Annotated in this window: 13 protein-coding genes; all 13 read right to left on the bottom strand. The window is 66.0% G+C overall.

All coding sequences use genetic code 11. The features are described from left to right. Positions 1 to 39: 39 nt before the first annotated feature. A complete protein-coding gene (gene rfaD / locus VXM69_RS24515; protein ID WP_034187430.1) occupies positions 40 to 1032 on the bottom strand; it encodes an ADP-glyceromanno-heptose 6-epimerase in 993 nt (330 codons plus the stop codon). Between the two features lie 63 nt (positions 1033 to 1095). Then, positions 1096 to 2046: a D-glycero-beta-D-manno-heptose-7-phosphate kinase gene (gene rfaE1 / locus VXM69_RS24510; protein ID WP_367189367.1), complete on the bottom strand. Its 951-nt coding sequence runs from the start codon at positions 2044 to 2046 to the stop codon at positions 1096 to 1098. Between the two features lie 7 nt (positions 2047 to 2053). Beyond that, the gene (locus VXM69_RS24505) at positions 2054 to 3454 is read right to left on the bottom strand and encodes a UDP-glucose/GDP-mannose dehydrogenase family protein (RefSeq protein WP_034187429.1); all 1401 of its coding nucleotides are present in this window, start codon (positions 3452 to 3454) and stop codon (positions 2054 to 2056) included. A 90-nt stretch (positions 3455 to 3544) separates the two neighbouring features. Next, positions 3545 to 4717: a lipopolysaccharide assembly protein LapB gene (lapB, locus tag VXM69_RS24500; RefSeq protein WP_059557123.1), complete on the bottom strand. Its 1173-nt coding sequence runs from the start codon at positions 4715 to 4717 to the stop codon at positions 3545 to 3547. Between the two features lie 53 nt (positions 4718 to 4770). Next, positions 4771 to 5064 carry a lipopolysaccharide assembly protein LapA domain-containing protein gene (locus VXM69_RS24495; protein ID WP_012328123.1) on the bottom strand — a complete coding sequence of 98 codons (294 nt, stop codon included), beginning with the start codon at positions 5062 to 5064 and terminating at the stop codon, positions 4771 to 4773. Between the two features lie 208 nt (positions 5065 to 5272). After that, positions 5273 to 5596, bottom strand: a complete 324-nt coding sequence (locus VXM69_RS24490) for an integration host factor subunit beta (RefSeq protein WP_034187427.1) — start codon at positions 5594 to 5596, stop codon at positions 5273 to 5275. Between the two features lie 22 nt (positions 5597 to 5618). Next, positions 5619 to 7349 (bottom strand): 30S ribosomal protein S1, encoded by a 1731-nt coding sequence (gene rpsA / locus VXM69_RS24485; protein WP_309290345.1) that lies wholly within the window; start codon positions 7347 to 7349, stop codon positions 5619 to 5621. A 124-nt stretch (positions 7350 to 7473) separates the two neighbouring features. Continuing rightward, positions 7474 to 8160 carry a (d)CMP kinase gene (gene cmk / locus VXM69_RS24480; RefSeq protein ID WP_060131095.1) on the bottom strand — a complete coding sequence of 229 codons (687 nt, stop codon included), beginning with the start codon at positions 8158 to 8160 and terminating at the stop codon, positions 7474 to 7476. Between the two features lie 13 nt (positions 8161 to 8173). Continuing rightward, the gene (gene aroA / locus VXM69_RS24475; RefSeq protein WP_027811969.1) at positions 8174 to 9478 is read right to left on the bottom strand and encodes a 3-phosphoshikimate 1-carboxyvinyltransferase; all 1305 of its coding nucleotides are present in this window, start codon (positions 9476 to 9478) and stop codon (positions 8174 to 8176) included. Between the two features lie 13 nt (positions 9479 to 9491). After that, entirely contained in the window at positions 9492 to 10418 is a 927-nt protein-coding gene (locus VXM69_RS24470) for a prephenate dehydrogenase/arogenate dehydrogenase family protein (RefSeq protein ID WP_034187467.1), read from the bottom strand. Between the two features lie 184 nt (positions 10419 to 10602). Further along, the gene (gene pheA / locus VXM69_RS24465) at positions 10603 to 11685 is read right to left on the bottom strand and encodes a prephenate dehydratase (protein ID WP_069706142.1); all 1083 of its coding nucleotides are present in this window, start codon (positions 11683 to 11685) and stop codon (positions 10603 to 10605) included. A 33-nt stretch (positions 11686 to 11718) separates the two neighbouring features. Continuing rightward, on the bottom strand, positions 11719 to 12801 hold the full coding sequence (gene serC / locus VXM69_RS24460; protein WP_034187424.1) for a 3-phosphoserine/phosphohydroxythreonine transaminase: 1083 nt from the start codon (positions 12799 to 12801) through the stop codon (positions 11719 to 11721). A 155-nt stretch (positions 12802 to 12956) separates the two neighbouring features. Continuing rightward, positions 12957 to 13556, bottom strand: a complete 600-nt coding sequence (locus VXM69_RS24455; protein ID WP_034187466.1) for a DUF2059 domain-containing protein — start codon at positions 13554 to 13556, stop codon at positions 12957 to 12959. Positions 13557 to 13583: the final 27 nt, after the last annotated feature.

Genomic DNA, 13583 nt, shown 5'->3' with positions numbered 1-13583 from the left:
CCGACCGTGAGACCCAGTCTAGCGACGCAACGCCTGCGTTTAAACCTGGCCGGATAGCCAACGGACGTAGCGGTCGACGCCTTCCTGCACGGTCAGGAACGGCGCGTCGTAGCCGGCTGCGCGCAGTTTCGTCTGGTCGGCCTGCGTGAAGCACTGGTACTTGCCGCGCAGCGCATCGGGGAACGGCACGTATTCGATCAGCCCCTGCTCGACCTGCTGCGCGAGCGTCAGCGGCGGCTGGTTGTCGAGCGCGCGCAGCGTGTTCACGACCGTCGACGCGATATCGTTGAACGGCTGCGCCCGGCCCGTGCCGAGGTTGAAGATGCCCGACTTCTCCGGGTGGTCGAAGAAGAACAGGTTCACCTTCGTCACGTCCTCGACCGACACGAAGTCACGCGTCTGCTCGCCCGGCGCATAACCGTTGTACTCGCCGAACAGCTTCACCTTGCCTTCCGCGCGGAACTGGTTGAAGTTGTGGAACGCGACCGACGCCATGCGCCCCTTGTGCGTCTCGCGCGGGCCGTACACGTTGAAATAACGAAAGCCCGCGATCTGGCTCTTCGCGCTCGGCAGCACGCGGCGGATCACCTGGTCGAACAGGAACTTCGAATAGCCGTACACGTTCAGCGGCGCCTCGACGTCGCGCTCCTCGACGAAACGCGTCGAGCCGCCGTAGATCGCGGCCGACGACGCGTACAGGAACTGCGTGCCGTGCGCGAGACAGGTATCGAGCACCGCGCGGCTGTAGCGGAAGTTGTTGTCCATCATGTAGCGGCCGTCGGTTTCCATCGTGTCCGAACAGGCGCCTTCGTGGAACACCGCGCGCACCTTGCCGAAATCGCCGCGCGCGAAGCGCTCGACGAATTCCGTCTTGTCGAGATAGTCGTCGATCTCGCAATCGACGAGATTGCGGAACTTGTCCGCGCGCGTCAGGTTGTCGACCGCGATGATGCGCGATTCGCCGCGCTCGTTGAGCGCCTTGACGATGTTCGCGCCGATAAAACCGGCCGCGCCGGTGACGATGAGGGTCATGATCGTCCTGCCTGAAAAGTGCGAGCCACTCGTGCGACGCGCTCGTCGCGCCGCCGAATGCGCTCAGTGAAACAGTTCGTCGTAGTCCACCGTGGCCGTGCCGAGCTTGCCCACCACGATGCCTGCCGCGCGATTCGCGAGCACGACCGCGTCGACCAGCGGCACGCCGGCGCCGAGCATCGTCGCGACCGTCGCGATCACGGTGTCCCCCGCGCCCGACACGTCGAACACCTCGCGCGCGAGCGCCGGTGCGTGCAGTTCGCCGGTCGCGGAAAAAAGCGTCATCCCCTCTTCCGAGCGCGTGAGCAGCAGCGCATCGATGTCGAGCTCCGCGCGCAGGTTCGCGACGCGCGCGCGCAGGTCGCCTTCCGACTTCCACTGGCCGACCACTTCACGCAGCTCCGCGCGGTTCGGCGTGATCAGCGACGCGCCGCGATAGCGCGCCCAGTCGTCGCCCTTCGGGTCGACGAGGACGGCCTTGCCGGCCGCACGCGCCTTCTCGATCATCGTCGTGACGTGCGTCAGGCCGCCTTTCGCGTAATCCGACATCAGCACGACGTCGTGCTGCGGCAGCAGCGCGTCGAAGCGCGCGAGCCCCGCGAGCAGCACCTCGTGCGTCGGCATCGCCTCGAAGTCGACGCGCAGCAATTGCTGCTGGCGCGCAAGCACGCGCAGCTTGATCGTGGTCGGCAGCGCCGGGTCGCGCTCGAGATGCGGCGTCACGCCGCTGCCGGCGAGCAGTTCGACGATCCGCTCGCCGGGCTCGTCGCACCCGACGACGCACAGCAATCCCGCCTGGCCGCCGAGCGTCACGGCATTGCGCGCGACGTTGGCCGCGCCGCCGAGCCGCTCCTCCTGACGCTGCACGTGCACGACCGGCACCGGTGCTTCAGGCGAAATGCGATCGACGTTGCCGAACCAGTAACGGTCGAGCATCACGTCGCCGACGACGAGCACGCGCGAGCGCGCGAGCTGCGCGCGCGGCACCGATACGATTTCGTGAAGAGTATTCATCGTGTGGTCAGCCGCGGGAGGACGACTGCGGATCGACATACGGACGGCCGATCGCATAGTAGTCGATGCCCAGCTCGGCCATCGCGTCCGGCTCGTACAGGTTGCGGCCGTCGAAGATGACCGGCGCCTTCAGTTCGGCCTTCAGGCGCGTGAAATCGGGGCTCCGGAATTCCTTCCATTCGGTCACGATCACGAGGGCATCCGCGCCCGTCACGGCGATATCCTGCGTGTCGACGAGATGCAGCCGCGCCAGCGCATCGGCATCGTGGCCGAAATCGAGCTCGAACACGCGCCGCGCTTCGTCGATCGCGACCGGATCGTACGCGCGCACGGTCGCACCGCGCTCGAGCAGCGCGGCGATCAGACGCCGGCTCGGCGCCTCGCGCATGTCGTCGGTGTTCGGCTTGAACGCGAGGCCCCACACCGCGAACTCGCGGCCCGTCAGGTCGGCGCCGAAGCGTTGCTCGATCTTGCCGATCAGCACGTCCTTCTGCGCATGGTTGGCGGCCTCGACGGCTTCCAGGATGCGCAGCGGCTGGCCGTTCTCGCCGGCGGTGCGAATCAGCGCCTGGACGTCCTTCGGGAAACACGAGCCGCCGTAGCCGACGCCGGCGTACAGGAAGTGATAGCCGATGCGCGGATCGGAGCCGATCCCGCGGCGCACGGCCTCGATGTCGGCACCGACCTTGTCGGCGAGATTCGACATCTCGTTCATGAACGAGATGCGCGTCGCGAGCATCGCGTTCGCCGCATACTTCGCGAATTCGGCCGAGCGCACGTCCATGTAGATCGTGCGCTCGTGGTTGCGGTTGAACGGCGCGTAGAGCTTCTTCATCTTCTCGCGCGCGATCGTGCCGGTCTCGTCGTCGTCGACGCCGATGATGATCCGGTCCGGACGCATGAAGTCCTCGACCGCGGCGCCTTCCTTGAGGAACTCCGGATTCGACACGACCGAGAAGCGATGCGCGACGCTGCCCGCGAGCCCGCGTGCGGCAAGCGCCTCGTCGACCACGCCGCGCACGCGCTGCGCGGTGCCGACCGGTACCGTCGACTTGTCGACGATCACCTTGAAGCCCGTCATGTAGCGGCCGATGTTGCGTGCGGCCTCGAGCACGTACTGCAGGTCGGCCGAGCCGTCCTCGTCGGGCGGCGTGCCGACCGCGATGAACTGGATCTCGCCGTGCGCGACGCTCGCCTCGATGTCGGTCGAGAAGCGCAGGCGCCCCGCCGCGCGGTTGCGCGCGATGATGTCCAGCAGCCCCGGTTCGTGAATCGGCATGCCGCCGTTGTTCAGGATGTCGATCTTGCGCGGATCGACGTCGAGACAGAAGACGTCGTGACCGATCTCCGCGAGGCAGGCGCCCGTGACGAGGCCGACATAGCCGGTGCCGATGATGGTGATTTTCATAGATGTTCCGGTACTTCCCGGTAATTGACTAACTTGGCCGCCGGGGCCAGCCCGGCGGCAACCGCAGCGCGTTGGCTCCGCGTGCCGGGATCAGCCCGGCATCGCAGGTTCGACGCGGCGCGGCGCATAGGTTTCCCAGCCGCTGCATCCGGGGCACTGCCAGTAGAAAAGCCGTGCCCGGAAACCGCAATTCTGGCACGTATACCGTGGCAGATTTTTCGTGCGCTGCTTGATCAGCGCACGCATCATTTCAAGTTCCTTACGGCGCGGTTCGTCGGCCGCCGCGATCTGCGCATCGAGCAGGTGCAGCATCCCCGACAGGTTCGGCGACTTCTCCATCTGCAGGCGCGCCAGCGTGTGCGCCGCTTCCTGGCCGCGCAACCCGGCGATATGCTGGTACGCGATGTCGAGCAGGTCGTTCGACGGATAGCGGTCGACATACCCCATCAGCAGCTCGGCGCCTTCCCCGTTCTTGCCGAGCGCGACATACGCCTTCATCAGCTTGTCGGCGACGAGCGGCAGATACGCGGGGTTCTGCGCTTCGACACGCTTCCAGTGCCCGATCGCGGCGGTGTGGTCACCTGCCGCCTCCGCCGCGTCGCCCGACAGGATCGTCGCACGCACGTTCTGCGGGTTCACGGTCAGCGCCAGGCGCAACTGTTCGGCTGCCGCGGCCGCATTCTTGCGCTGCAGCGCTTCCTGCGCGAGTTCGCAGTGGAACTGCGCAATTTCGACGCCGAGCGGTTTGTCGCTCATCGATTCGATGCGCTTCGCGGTATCGATCGACTTGTTCCAGTCCTTCTCGATCTCGTAGATCGTCAGCAGCGCCCGCTGCGCGCCGAGCGCATAGTCGCCGTCGGCGAGCTTGTGGAACGCCTCCTCGGCGCGATCGAGCAGGCCGGCCTTCAGGAAATCCTGGCCGAGCTCGTACAACGCGTGGTCACGCTCGTTGACCGGCAGGTCCGTGCGGCTCAGCAGGTTCTGGTGCACGCGGATCGCGCGGTCGGTCTCGCCGCGGCGGCGAAACAGGTTGCCGAGCGCGAAGTGCAGCTCGACCGTCTCGGGATCGAGCTTGGCGACCTCGATGAATGCGTCGATCGCCTTGTCGGGTTGTTCGTTCAACAGAAAATTCAGGCCGCGGAAATACGAGCGCGGCAGGTTGGCGCTCTCCGACAGGAGATTCTTCAGGTCATAGCGTGACGCCGCCCACCCGAGCGCGAACGCGACCGGAATCGCGAGCAACCACCAGAAATCCAGATCCATGCGAAATATCGAAGCAGAGACGAAAACCGCGCGATGATCGCGCGGCGTCCGTGTTAAATGACGGGCGGCATCGGCGGCTGATCGATGACGGCGGGCGTTTCACGCGCCGCGCGCAGATCGCGCTTCAGGCGCCCGTTCTCGAGACGCAGGCGGAAGATCGAAGGCAGCGCGGACAGCAGGCCCGCCAGCAGCCCCACGGCGAAAAACGCCAGGCCGATCAGGATCAGCGGCGCTTGCCATGCGTAGCCGGCAACGAAATTCAGCGTCGCGGTTTGCGTATTGGCCAGCGCGAGCACCAGCAGCAGGACGAACACCAATACCCGGATCAGCCAGACGATAAACTTCATGAAGCCCTCTCTTTGTTGAGGTTTGCTGCGGCGCGCGACTCCCCTTCGTCGCACCGAATCGACCCGTATTGTAAAGGAAGCGTTTCCGCGACTGCGCACATCCTGCGCCGGCCGTTGCATCGCTGCCGCCGGAAATGAAAAAAGCGCCCCAAGGGGCGCTTTTCTTTTCAGCCTTCGCCGGACGGGTTCCGGGCACACCAAACGACGTTCAACGCTCGTCGTCCGGATCGTCAGCCTTCAGCGGTTCACCGGCGCGGCCGTCGACGCGTTCGCGCAATTCCTTGCCAGGCTTGAAGTGCGGCACGAACTTCTCGGGCACCTGCACTTTCTCCCCCGACTTCGGGTTGCGTCCGACGCGCGCCGGGCGACGGTTGAGGCCGAAGCTGCCGAAACCCCGAATTTCGATGCGATGCCCTTTCGCCAGGGCATCGGACATCGCATCGAGCATCGTTTTCACCGCGAAATCCGCATCCTTGAGGACAAGTTGCGGAAATCGCAATGCCAGCTGCGCGACCAACTCGGATTTGGTCATACTTCAGCAGACCTCGTGAGGCTTACTGGTTCTGGCCGTCGAGCTTCGCCTTCAGCAGCGCGCCGAGGTTGGTCGTACCGGTCGCAGCAGCGCTCGTGTCCGACTGCAGGCCGCGGATCGCTTCCTGTTGCTCAGCCGAATCCTTTGCCTTGATCGACAGGTTGATGCCGCGCGACTTGCGATCGATGTTGATCACCATCGCGTTGACCTTGTCGCCTTCCTTCAGCACGTTGCGTGCATCTTCGACGCGATCCTGCGAGATTTCCGACGCACGCAGGTAGCCTTCGATGTCGCCCGTCAGCGTGATGACCGCACCCTTCGCATCGACCGTCTTCACGACGCCGTCGACGATCGAGCCCTTGTCGTTCATTGCAACGTAGTTGCTGAACGGGTCGCCTTCGAGTTGCTTGATGCCGAGCGAAATACGCTCCTTCTCGACGTCGATACCGAGCACGATGGCTTCGACTTCGTCGCCCTTCTTGTACTTGCGAACGGCTTCTTCGCCGGCTTCGCTCCACGACAGGTCCGACAGGTGGACCAGGCCGTCGATGCCGCCCGGCAGACCGATGAACACGCCGAAGTCGGTGATCGACTTGATTGCGCCCGTGATCTTGTCGCCCTTCTTGAAGTTGCGGCTGAAGTCATCCCACGGATTCGGCTTGCACTGCTTCATGCCGAGGCTGATACGACGACGGTCTTCGTCGATCTCGAGGACCATGACTTCGACTTCGTCGCCCAGCTGGACAACCTTCGACGGCGCAACGTTCTTGTTGGTCCAGTCCATTTCCGACACGTGGACGAGGCCTTCGATGCCCGATTCCACTTCGACGAATGCGCCGTAGTCGGTGATGTTCGTGACCTTGCCGAACAGGCGCGTGCCCGACGGGTAACGGCGCGAGATGCCTTCCCACGGATCGTCGCCCAGTTGCTTGATGCCCAGCGAGACGCGGTTCTTCTCTTGGTCGAACTTGAGGATCTTCGCGGTGACTTCCTGGCCAACCGACAGGACTTCGCTCGGGTGACGCACGCGACGCCATGCGATGTCGGTGATGTGCAGCAGGCCGTCGATGCCGCCGAGGTCGACGAACGCGCCGTAGTCGGTGATGTTCTTGACCACGCCGTTGACGATCGCGCCTTCCTTCAGCGTCTCGAGCAGCTTCGCGCGCTCTTCGCCTTGCGTTGCTTCGATCACGGCACGACGCGACAGCACGACGTTGTTACGCTTGCGATCGAGCTTGATCACGCGGAACTCGAGCGTCTTGCCTTCGTACGGGGTCGTGTCCTTGACCGGACGCGTGTCGACCAGCGAACCCGGCAGGAACGCGCGGATGCCGTTGACCATCACGGTCATGCCGCCCTTCACCTTGCCGGTGATCGTGCCGGTGACGAGTTCGTTGTTGTCGAGTGCCTTTTCCAGCGACAGCCACGATGCAAGGCGCTTTGCCTTGTCGCGCGACAGGATCGTGTCGCCGTAGCCGTTTTCGAGTGCGTCGATCGCGACGGACACGAAATCGCCCGACTGCACCTCAACCTCGCCCTGATCGTTCAGGAATTCCTCGATCGGAATGTAAGCCTCGGACTTCAGGCCTGCATTGACGACCACGAAGTTGTGGTCGACGCGCACGACTTCGGCGGAAATCACTTCGCCGGCGCGCATGTCTTGGCGGGTCAGCGACTCTTCGAACAGAGCCGCAAAGGATTCGGTATTCGGGGTGGAGGTTTGCAGGTCGGACATAAAAATCTGATTGTGCATGGATCGCTGTGCCACGCCGGCCGGAATGGCAGGCTGAAAGGGCCAGATCGATGACCACACGGGGTTAAGGGTTCGAAACACGCTCCGCGCTTGCGACGCGGAACACCTACCGCTGCCCGCCTTCTCAGGCGGGCTGGCCGAGCGCCCGGTACCACTGCAGCACTTGATCGACGGCTTCATCGACCGACAGCGCCGACGTATCGAGCAGCTTGGCATCTGCCGCAGGCTTCAGCGGCGCGGCCGCGCGATTGCTGTCGCGCGCGTCACGTTCACGAAGATCCCGGAGCAAGTCATCCATATTAGCAGAAAAACCTTTTTGCATCAATTGCTTATGCCGTCTGGTCGCGCGAGCCTCCGCGCTGGCCGTCAGGAACACCTTCAGCACGGCATCCGGGAAGATCACCGTCCCCATGTCGCGCCCGTCCGCGACGAGGCCCGGCGTCTTGCGGAACGCGCGCTGGCGCGCGACGAGCGCGGTGCGCACGGGCCCGTGCACGGCAATGGCCGACGCGCGGTTGCCGACCGCTTCGGCGCGGATGTCGTTCGACACGTCGACGCCGTCGAGCTGCGCACAGCCTTCACGAAAGGTGATGTGGAGATCGTCGATCAGCTTCACCAGCGCGTCGATGTCCTCCGCCGCGATGCCGTAGCGCACGCTCGCGAGCGCGGCGAGCCGGTACAGCGCGCCGCTGTCGAGCAGGTGGAAGCCAAGGTGCGCGGCGACGAGCGCGGCAACGGTGCCCTTGCCGGAGGCGGTCGGGCCGTCGATCGTGATGACGGGAGTCGGGTGAAAGGGTCGGGTCGATTTCATCGGTACAGTCGGGTCAGGCTTTGGCGAGCGCGGCGAAGCGGTCGAAATAGTCGGGGAACGTCTTGCCGACGCACTTCGGGTCGTTGATCCGCACCGGCACGCCGCCCAGGCTGACGAGCGAGAAGCACATCGCCATCCGGTGATCGTCGTACGTATCGATCGCCGCGTTCGGCGTGAGCTTTTCCGGCGGCGTGACGACGAGATAATCGGGGCCTTCCTCGACGATCGCGCCGACCTTGCGCAACTCGGTCGCCATCGCGGCGATGCGGTCGGTCTCCTTCACGCGCCAGCTCGCGATGTTGCGCAGCGTGCTCGTGCCGTTCGCGAACAGCGCCGCGACCGCGATGGTCATCGCCGCATCGGGAATCAGGTTGAAGTCCATGTCGATCGGTTCGAGCTTGCCGTGGTCGTGGCCGATGCCGCGCACGTCGATCCAGTCGTCGCCCATCGTCACGTTCGCGCCCATCTGCATCAGCGCGTTCGCGAAGCCGACGTCGCCCTGGATGCTCGCGCGCCCCACGCCCTCGACGCGCAGCGGGCCGCCGCCGAGCGCGCCGGCCGCGAGGAAGTACGATGCGGACGACGCGTCGCCCTCGACCATGATCCGCCCCGGCGAGCGGTAGCGGACGCCGGCCGGCACGACGAAACGCTGCCAGCCGTCGCGCTCGACGGTCACGCCGAAGCGCTCCATCAGCCGGATCGTGATGTCGATGTACGGCTTCGAGATCAGCTCGCCGTCGACCTCGACGACGGTCCGGCCGTCCTTCGCCTTCACGAGCGGCAGCGTCATCAGGAGCGCCGTGAGGAACTGGCTCGACACGTCGCCGCGCACGCGGATCGGCGCATCGACCGAGATCGTCGCGGGCTTGATCCGCAACGGCGGGTAGCCTTCGTTCAGCTCGTAGTCGATCTGCGCGCCGATCTGGCGCAGGCCGTCGACGAGATCGCCGATCGGCCGCTCGTGCATGCGCGGCACGCCGTGCACGCGATAGTCGCCGCCATTCACCGCGAGCGCCGCGGTCAGCGGCCGCACGGCCGTGCCCGCGTTGCCGAGGAACAGGTCGGCCGTCTTCGCGGTGAAGGCGCCGCGCGTGCCCGTGACGACACAGGTGTCGCCGTCGCGCGCGAGCTTCACGCCGAGCTTGCCGAGCGCGTCGAGCATCACGCGCGTGTCGTCGGAGTCGAGCAGGTTGGTGATCGTCGTTTCGCCTTCGGCCAGCGCCGCAAGCAGCAGCACGCGGTTCGAGATGCTTTTCGAGCCGGGCAGGCGCACGGTGCCCGATGCGCTGGAGTACGGGCCGAGATCGAGATAGTCCATGGGAATCGTCCTGTTATTTCTTGACCGGTTCGGCAGCGGGCGCGCCGCCGCGCTCCTGCCATGCCTTGCGTGCGGCGCGCGAGCGCGTGAACACGGCTTCGAGCGCCGCGCCGTCGCCGGCGTCGATCGCCGCGCGCAGCCGCGCGAGCACACGCGTGTAGCCGTCGAGTTCGTCGAGCAGCGCCGCGCGGTTCGCGACGCAGACGTCGCGCCACATCTCCGGGCTCGACGCCGCGATGCGCGTGAAATCGCGGAAGCCGCCCGCCGCGTACGAGAATTTCAGTTCCGCGTCGGCCTCGCCGAGAATCTGCTCGACGAGCGCGAACGACAGCACGTGCGGCAGATGGCTGATCGACGCGAACACGCGATCGTGCTGCTCGGTGCTCATCGTGCGCACGTCGGCGCCGCTCGCGCGCCACATCGCGTCGATCCGCGCGACCGACTCGGGCGCGTTCTCCGGCAGCGGGCACAGCACGACGTTGCGGCCGACGTACAGGTCCGGCAACGCGGCCTCGACGCCGCTCGATTCGCGGCCGGCGATCGGATGCCCCGGCACGAACTGCGCGATCCGCGCGCCGAGCGCCGCGCGCGCGGCCGCGACGACGTCGGACTTGGTGCTGCCGGCATCGGTGACGATCGTCGCATCGTCGAGCCACGGCGCGATGCGCGCGAGCAACGGGCCCGTCTGGGCGACCGGTGCCGCCAGCAGCACGAGATCGGCGCCGGCGAGCGCGTCGCGCAACTGCGCATCGTCGTCGAGTGCCGCCGCGCGATCGATCACGCCGAGCGTCAGCGCGCGCTCGACCGAGCGACGCGAACGGCCCACGCCGACGACCTCGCCCGCACCGCCCGGCGCGCGCTCGCGCAACGCGCGCGCCAGCGAGCCGCCGATCAGGCCGACGCCGAAGATGACCAGTTTGTTGAATGCAAAGCCTGACACGAGAAGAGCCAAGTTACGCGCGCGGAACGACGCCCCGCACGCGGAATTCCAGATTCCGGGCCACGGGTCCGCACCCGGCGCAACCAGCGCCGGATGCCGCCCGAACCCGCCTTCGGCAGCGCCGAACGGCCTGCCCTGCCCGCCTGGCCGCCACGCCCGCGCGAGCGGGCGGCGCACCAGCGCGTCAGCGTGCGCGCGGATACGAACCGAGTATCTTCAGGAACGCGGCCTTCTGGCCGAGTTCCGCAAGCGCGGCCGCCACCGCCGCATCGTCGCGGTGCCCTTCGATGTCGATGTAGAAGTAGTACTCCCAGGTGCCGACGCGCGCCGGACGCGACTCGAAACGCGTCATCGACACGCCGTGCCGCGCGAGCGGCTCGAGCAGCTTGAACACGGCGCCCGGCTCGTTCTTCACCGACACGATCAGCGACGTCTGGTCGTGACCGCTTTGCCCGGCCGGCTGCTTGCCGATGATCACGAAACGCGTGCGGTTGTGCGGATCGTCCTGGATCAGCGAGAACGCGATCTGCAGGCCGTAGTGCGCGGCCGCGCGGTCGCCCGCGATCGCGGCGACGGTCGGATCGGCCGCCGCGAGGCGGGCGGCCTCGGCATTGCTCGCCACCGCCTGCCGCTCGAGCTGCGGCGCGTTCGCCGCGAGCCACTGCTGGCATTGCGCGAGCGCCTGCGCATGCGCGCAGACACGCTTCACGCCGTCGAGCGTGCCGCTTTGCGTCAGCAGGTTGTGGTGGATCGGCAGCGCCAGCTCGCCGCTGATCAGCAGTTGCGTCTGCAGCAGCAGGTCGAGCGTGCGCGATACGGCCCCTTCGGTCGAATTCTCGACCGGCGCGATGCCGAACGCGGACGCACCGGCCTCGACCGAGCGGAACACCTCGTCGATCGACGGGCACGGCAGCCCTTCGATCGACTGGCCGAAATACTCGAGCATCGCCTGTTCGCTGTACGTGCCGACCGGCCCGAGGAATGCGACGTGGATCGTCTGCTCGAGCGCGCGGCTCGCGGCCATGATCTCGCGCCAGATGGCGCTGATGTGCTCGCTCGCGAGCGGCCCCGCGCTCATGTCCTGCAGCCGTGCGATCACCTGCAGCTCGCGCTCCGGCCGGAACACCGGCGCGTTGAAATGCTTCTTGACCTCGCCCACCTCCAGCGCCACCGAGGCGCGCTGGTTCAGGAGCGCGATCAGCTGCGCGTCGATCGCGTCGATGCGATCGCGCAGCGGTTTCAGGCGGGAATTCAGTTCGTCGTCCATGCGTTTTGCCGTGCTGTTTGAGCAGCGCCGCCGTCAGGCGCCGCGCTGCTCGAAGTCCTTCATGTACTCGACGAGCGCTTTCACGCCCTCGAGCGGCACCGCGTTGTAGATCGACGCCCGCATGCCGCCGACGGACTTGTGGCCCTTCAGCTGCAGCAGCCCGCGCGCCTTTGCGCCGGCGAGGAAGTCTTCATTGCGCGTTTCGTCGGCCAGGAAAAACGGCACGTTCATCCGCGAACGCGCTGCCGGCTCGACCTTGTTCAGATAGAAGCTGCTCGCATCGATCGTGTCGTAGAGCAGCTTCGCCTTTTCGATGTTGCGGGCCTCGATCGCCTCGAGGCCGCCCTGCCGCTTCAGCCACTGGAACACGAGGCCCGCGATGTAGATCGCGTAGGTGGGCGGCGTGTTGTACAGCGAGTTGTTCGCGGCGACGGTCTTCCACTCGAACGCGGACGGGCAGATCGACAGCGCGCGATCGAGCAGATCCTCGCGCACGATCACGACCGTCACGCCGGCCATCCCGATGTTCTTCTGCGCGCCGCCGAACAGCACGCCGTATTTCGCGACGTCCATCGGGCGCGACAGGATGTGCGACGAGACGTCCGCGACCAGCGGCACGTCGCCGAGATCGGGAATCTCGAACGTCTCGACGCCGTCGATCGTCTCGTTGGTGCACAGATGCACGTAGGCCGGATCGTCCGACAGCTGCCATTCGGCGCGTGCGGGCGCACGCGTGAAGCCGTCTTCCGTCTTGCCGGTTGCGGCGAGATGCGGCGTGCAGAACTTCTTCGCCTCATTGAACGACTTCTGCGACCACGACCCCGTCACGACGAAGTCGGCCGTCTTGCGCGAGCCGAGCAGGTTCATCGGCACGATCGCGTTTTCCGCGATGCCGCCCCCCTGCAGGAACAGGATCCGGTGGCTGGCCGGCACGCCGAGCAGGTCGCGCAGGTCGGTCAGCGCGGCCTCGTGGATCGACATGAACTCCTTGCCGCGATGGCTCATCTCCATCACGCTCATGCCGCTGCCGTGCCAGTCGAGCATTTCGTCGGCCGCTTGCCGCAGCACTTCCTCGGGCATCGCCGCAGGGCCGGCGGAGAAATTAAAGACGCGCATCGTGAAAACCTCGGAGGGACGCGACCGGCTCGCCGCCGGCAGAACGCGCCAGAAAAGAAATGGCCGTTTGCGCTCGCGCGCAAACGGCCATTATCGCACTGTCGTCAGGCTCCCGCCAAACCCGGCCGAACGGCCGGGGGCGTGCCCGGACGGCTTTACTTGCCCGGCTTGACTGCTGCGACTTCCTTGTCAGCCTGCGTACGCGTTGCCTGGATCGCTTGCGGCATGTACTTCTGCATCAGGCCGTTGACCACGTCGCGACCGACCTGATCCTGCACCTGGATGAACTTGCGGCCCGTCGGGCTCTTGTAGAACGTCGTCAGATCCTTGATCTCCGACGTGCTGTAGTACTTCGCGTACGCGTCGTACTGAGCCGACATCGCGTCGCTCTGGAACTGCTGCGTACCGAACACCTTGCCCGCGCCGTCGACCAGCTTCGGCACGGCGTTCTTCTGCAGCGTCGGAACGGCAGCCTGCTTCTGCTTGTCGTTCAGCGTCTTGTTTTCCGACAGCGCGTCCGACAGGATCGCCGGCACGAGTTGCTTGGCCTGCATTTCGGCGCTGTTGCCGATTGCCGACACGAGCTTCGGCGCGTCGATCGCGTCGAGCAAATCCTTGATCGCCGCCTTCTTGTCAGCGTCGATCGGCGCAGCTGCCGCGGCGGGCGCCGGTGCGGAATTCGACAGCGCTTGCGCCATCGCGAACGTCGGCACCAGTGCGGCCAGCAGGACCAGTTGCTTGAATTGCTTTTGCATCATCACTCCCTTTTGGAAATATGAATG

Source organism: Burkholderia sp. Ed8 (genome assembly GCF_040761425.1).
Lineage (GTDB): Bacteria > Pseudomonadota > Gammaproteobacteria > Burkholderiales > Burkholderiaceae > Burkholderia > Burkholderia seminalis.
Note: the sequence above shows the minus strand (reverse complement) of the source record. Positions and strands in the feature narration are given on the sequence as shown.

Excerpts from the sequence above, each read along its gene's own strand:
- rfaD (WP_034187430.1), bottom strand. The coding sequence starts at position 1,032 with ATGACCCTCATCGTCACCGGCGCGGCCGGTTTTATCGGCGCGAACATC.
- rfaE1 (WP_367189367.1), bottom strand. The coding sequence starts at position 2,046 with ATGAATACTCTTCACGAAATCGTATCGGTGCCGCGCGCGCAGCTCGCG.
- VXM69_RS24505 (WP_034187429.1), bottom strand. The coding sequence starts at position 3,454 with ATGAAAATCACCATCATCGGCACCGGCTATGTCGGCCTCGTCACGGGC.
- lapB (WP_059557123.1), bottom strand. The coding sequence starts at position 4,717 with ATGGATCTGGATTTCTGGTGGTTGCTCGCGATTCCGGTCGCGTTCGCG.
- VXM69_RS24495 (WP_012328123.1), bottom strand. The coding sequence starts at position 5,064 with ATGAAGTTTATCGTCTGGCTGATCCGGGTATTGGTGTTCGTCCTGCTG.
- VXM69_RS24490 (WP_034187427.1), bottom strand. The coding sequence starts at position 5,596 with ATGACCAAATCCGAGTTGGTCGCGCAGCTGGCATTGCGATTTCCGCAA.
- rpsA (WP_309290345.1), bottom strand. The coding sequence starts at position 7,349 with ATGCACAATCAGATTTTTATGTCCGACCTGCAAACCTCCACCCCGAAT.
- cmk (WP_060131095.1), bottom strand. The coding sequence starts at position 8,160 with ATGAAATCGACCCGACCCTTTCACCCGACTCCCGTCATCACGATCGAC.
- aroA (WP_027811969.1), bottom strand. The coding sequence starts at position 9,478 with ATGGACTATCTCGATCTCGGCCCGTACTCCAGCGCATCGGGCACCGTG.
- pheA (WP_069706142.1), bottom strand. The coding sequence starts at position 11,685 with ATGGACGACGAACTGAATTCCCGCCTGAAACCGCTGCGCGATCGCATC.
- serC (WP_034187424.1), bottom strand. The coding sequence starts at position 12,801 with ATGCGCGTCTTTAATTTCTCCGCCGGCCCTGCGGCGATGCCCGAGGAA.
- VXM69_RS24455 (WP_034187466.1), bottom strand. The coding sequence starts at position 13,556 with ATGCAAAAGCAATTCAAGCAACTGGTCCTGCTGGCCGCACTGGTGCCG.